Genomic DNA, 4367 nt, shown 5'->3' on the forward strand with positions numbered 1-4367 from the left:
AATGTTGTGTCCACAACGCACAGACGATCATGCGGTGGCCGTCCTCGTTCCCGCGGGACCCGAGGTCACCTCACGAATGGCGGCTGCCGTACTAGACGCCACCGTCGAAGCCGCCCGTGCCGGGGAGATGGACAGTCGGTTCTGATGGTGGAGAAGAGCAACTCGGCGACTGCATTGTCTCCCAGCACTGCCCACGCCGTCCGACCGACAGGCGAATACCGTGGGCGGCGGCGAGGCGGGCATGCTGGGCACTGGTGTATTGACAGCCGCGATCGGAATGAAGACCAGCCCAGACGCGGGGCGGCGCCGGGTGAGAGCGTCGGACAAGGAGGCGTCGACTATGTCGGTCTTAAAGTGATCGGCGACGGCCCATCCGACGATGCGGCGTGAGGCGAGCGCGATGACGGTGGCCAGATGGGCTTCACCCGGCCGTCGGCGCTGACCCCGCGAACCGCACCTCCGAACAAAACTTACTGAGAGCTGTTCGGACGCAGCTTCGGTCTGCCACATGGCACGCCAGGCGCGGTTCTGTGTCGCGGAGCTGGTCCGCGCCTTCTATCGCCGTCACGGTGAACTGCCGGGATGATCGGCCTCAAAAGTTTCGGATTGCGGCAACCTTTCCTGGGGCTGTGAGCGTAAGTAGTTGCCGTGAGATTCGGATTGAGGGTGCGGGGGGCTGATGCGCGGTCGAGCGGATGAGGAGGTTACTGCTTACGTCCGGGCGCGTTACGGTTCGCTGCTGCGTACCGCTTTCCTGTTGTGCGGTGACCGCGGGAAGGCCGAGGACTTGGTTCAGACGACGCTGGCCAAGACTGTGGTGGCTTGGCCAAGGCTTCAGCAGTCGGACAGCATCGATCACTACGTTCAGCGAGTCCTCGTCAACACCTTCATAACATCGAGGCGGCGTCGATGCTGGTGGGAACAGCCGCTGGGCCGGCTGGCGGATAGTCCCGGACGCGATGAGTTCTTAGCGGTGGAACAACGCGATCAACTCAGACGGGCGTTGGATGCGCTCCCGGCACGACAGCGTGCCGCCGTTGTCCTGCGCTTCTACGAGGACCTGTCCGAGCAGGACACGGCGCGCGCACTGGGGTGTTCGGTGGGCACGGTCAAGAGTCTCTCCTCCAGGGGCCTGCAGACGCTGCGTAAGCAGTGGGTCAAGGCTGACGCTGTCGCTGATCAAGAGGTGCGCTATGTATGACACGACCGAGTTGCGTGACGGCCTCGCGGAGCTTGCCGAGCCGGTGACACCGACCGAAGGTTACGAGGGCGCGATTGTCCGGCAAGCAGGCCGGATTCGCAGGCGACGGCGTATCGCCACCGCAACTGCCGCCAGCGTGTGCTTGACGGTGGTGGTGACCATGTTCCGGGTGGCGGGTTACGGGTCGGCGGGGCAGCTTGCCGCGTCGCCTCCGGACGGCCCGTTCCTGGGCTGGCCCGCGGTGGAGAACGTGGACGGCGCCTTGGTGCGTGAGGCCGTTCAGGTTTGGGACCGTGCCGGCTCGGCGGGTCCGCACACTGCTGTCCGTGCCTTGGCCGCGACGCAGAATCCGCGTCTGCGCTCGGCGGTGGTCGTGTTGCAGGGATACGACAAGCAGGGCGCCGCGCGGTTGGCATTCTTCACCGGTGACGCTGGTGAATCGGGCGCCTTGCGTGTGCGGGCCGATCGGCCGGCGCCCGACCCGGTGACGACACAGGTGATCAGCTTGGTCAGCCCGCGTCTGACCGGAACGGCCGGCGCGGTGAGCAGCGACGGTACCTACGCCATTGCGGTTGCCATGCCGGGTGTGACCGCGGTGCGGGTGTCCAGTACTGCCGTGGATGAGGAGATCACCGGTAGCCCGGATGCGCCGACCAGCCGTCTGGTTGTGGAACGGCTGCCGCTCAACGCGACCGCGCAGACGACGACGATTGAAGGGTTCCTCAAGCCGGGCCGCCCTTTCGCCGGCGTTACCAAGGTGTTTCAGGTAGCTGGTGAGGACGGTGCCGACGGCGACGCGCGGGCCGTGCCCGCCCAGGTGGTGAGCCGGAGCGGACAGCAGGTCATCGTGACATTCGCGAAGGATGCGAACGTCCAGCCGGGGCAGCTGGCCGTGGTGGCCGAAGGTCTGGTCGGCCGGGTCTCTGCCGTCGATACGGCGCGCGGCGAGGCGACTGTCGACCTCGTTACCAGTTCCGGGTTCGCGGGTCAGGTGTACACGAACATCAGCAATGTTCGGGGTTCGGTGCGTGGCGACGGCGGGAAGCTGGTCATGGAGGGCATTCCCGCGACTGGTGACGTGTACAAGACCAATCGTGTGCTGATGCCGGATCCGGCGCAGCACAGCGACCAGATCGGTGCTGTCACGATCGGGCGAGCAGCGGCGGACAATGCGCCGGGCGCCGCCACCGTGGAGCTCACGCCGGCCGCCGATCTCGTCCACTTGACCGAGCTGTCGATCATGACGCCGGCCGCCGGCTGACGACGACCGCCGACGCGAGAATGCGCGGAGGCGATTCGCCTCCGCGCATTCTCGTCAGTCAGTCAGATCAGGGGTAGCGGACCTGGCCGCTTCCAGAGGCGTACGCGTAGAAACCACCGGTGTTACCCGTGGTCGCATAGGTGAAGTGCATAGCGGTGTTCGTCGGAACGCCTGACCAGCAGTACGAACGTGCGACACCGTCGGTGGGCACGGTGGCGGACCCGCCAGTCGAGGACAGGGTCAACTTGAAGCTGTGGCCGCCGTCGACGGGGTAGTCGTACGTGACTTCGATGTCCGTGCAGATCTTCTTCTTCGTGGACTTGAAGGTCCGGCCGTCCTTGTTCTGCACTCCGTCGAACGTGAAGCTGTAGGGCAGCGTGGCCACCGCCAAAGTCGTCACACCCGTCGTAGTCGTCGGACCGTTCTGAGTGTAGTGGTCGATCGGCCCCTGAAGCGTGGGCATCTTCCCAAGGACAGTCATGGTGACGTTCAACGGCAGCGACGCCCATACGGCAGCATTGTTCGCCGCGATCTCAGAGGCGCTTGCTGCTGTTTTCGCCTGATCGCCGGCGGATTCGGTTCGCTGTGCGGCGTGTGCCGGAGCGGCCAGCAGGACCAGACCTGCGGCTACAGCGGCAGAGGTTGCACCTGACCGCTTGATGAACGAGTGTGACACTCTGTTACCGTCCCCGTGGGTTTTAGTGATGCCTTGATCATGCCCACAGATGATCAACCACCTCAAGAGCTGCCTACATTGATCACTTGTGCACCATCTCACTTAGACCGGGGCGGCACACCCAACCCCGATGTGAAGGCTCCGCAAAGGACATTCAGAAGTGCCGCCACGCATCAACGCGAGCAGCGGCCTCGAGGAGTTGGTGGCGCACCGGCGGACCACCCCCACGTGCGTGGGGAAGTCGTCCGGCTGCTGGTCCGGGGCCGTTGTCCCGTCGGAGCACCCCCACGTGCGTGGGGAAGCCTGCCAGCGACCGCGATGCCGCGTATCTCTCTGCGGAGCACCCCCACGTGCGTGGGGAAGTCATCTCATCCTCGGTGGCCAGGTGGCCAAGCAATGTCTTCCCCACGCATGTGGGGGTGCTCCGGCCGTCCGCGCCGCCACCCTGAAAGCGACCCGGTCTTCCCCACGCATGTGGGGGTGCTCCGGAGGAGGGAGCCCGCCGGGTCACCGCCGCGGAGTCTTCCCCACGCATGTGGGGGGGCTCCGCAGTGGCCGATGTACTCGGTGTAGGAGGGTGGGTCTTCCCCACGCATGTGGGGGTGCTCCGACCCTGACCGCCGGTGTCAACCCGGTCGGCGGGTCTTCCCCACGCACGTGGGGGTGCTCCGGCGTAGGAGCCGGTGACCAGGTTCTGCCGGTGGTCTTCCCCACGCACGTGGGGAAGACCACGCTGACCGAGGCGATCGGCCGGCCCTTGAGTGGCCTTCCCGATGCACTTGGGGGCGCCCTTCCGGGAGCGGAGGACACCGTCAACTGGAGTCTTCCCCGCGTAAATTCAGGCCGGAGGAACACATCGGCGACACCCGAGCAACATCGGAGCGACTCGCGTTCACAAGAAGGAAGAGGCGAAGCGTCGGCTGAGAAGTAGTAATTCCCAATGCCGCGAACGCGCCCGCATTCGCAGCGAGCGGCAACGCCGCTGGGGCCAACCCGCAATACGGGCAGCCTAACCACGGCTCACGGCCCGAAATGAGCCGGATCGTATGGGCGCTGGCCGACAGAGCAGTGATAGCACCGCTCTACCACGCCGTCCGCGTTGTACCAGTCATGACGGCCGCAGTCCCTGCGACCCCAGGGTCATTGCGTTGTCGGGTAACTGCTGGTCACGGCGGTGATCAGGTCGTGTGAGCGACGGTTGGCTTGGCGTATGGCGCGGGCGATGTTGG

At 65.6% G+C, this 4367-nt stretch carries 3 protein-coding genes and 1 CRISPR repeat array; of the genes, 2 read left to right on the plus strand and 1 reads right to left on the minus strand.

Translation table 11 applies throughout. The features are described from left to right. The first annotated feature begins 679 nt into the window (after positions 1–679). Together ACH442_RS47865 and ACH442_RS47870 are read left to right on the plus strand one after the other, a co-directional pair. Positions 680–1201, plus strand: a complete 522-nt coding sequence (locus ACH442_RS47865) for a SigE family RNA polymerase sigma factor (RefSeq protein WP_396344894.1) — start codon at positions 680–682, stop codon at positions 1199–1201. Further along, the gene (locus ACH442_RS47870; RefSeq protein WP_396344895.1) at positions 1194–2462 is read left to right on the plus strand and encodes a rod shape-determining protein MreC; all 1269 of its coding nucleotides are present in this window, start codon (positions 1194–1196) and stop codon (positions 2460–2462) included. Before ACH442_RS47865 ends, ACH442_RS47870 begins: the two co-directional genes overlap by 8 nt. A 67-nt stretch (positions 2463–2529) precedes the next feature. Here the strand turns inward: ACH442_RS47870 and ACH442_RS47875 are convergent, their stop codons facing one another. Then, positions 2530–3138, minus strand: coding sequence for a hypothetical protein (locus ACH442_RS47875; RefSeq protein WP_396344896.1), 609 nt, complete (start codon positions 3136–3138; stop codon positions 2530–2532). Between the two features lie 398 nt (positions 3139–3536). Beyond that, a CRISPR array of direct repeats spans positions 3537–3870; the repeat unit is 29 nt; unit sequence GTCTTCCCCACGCATGTGGGGGTGCTCCG. The last annotated feature ends 497 nt before the right edge of the window (positions 3871–4367 follow it).

The sequence above is a fragment of the Actinoplanes sp. NPDC020271 genome, assembly GCF_044388125.1.
Taxonomy (GTDB): domain Bacteria; phylum Actinomycetota; class Actinomycetes; order Mycobacteriales; family Micromonosporaceae; genus Actinoplanes.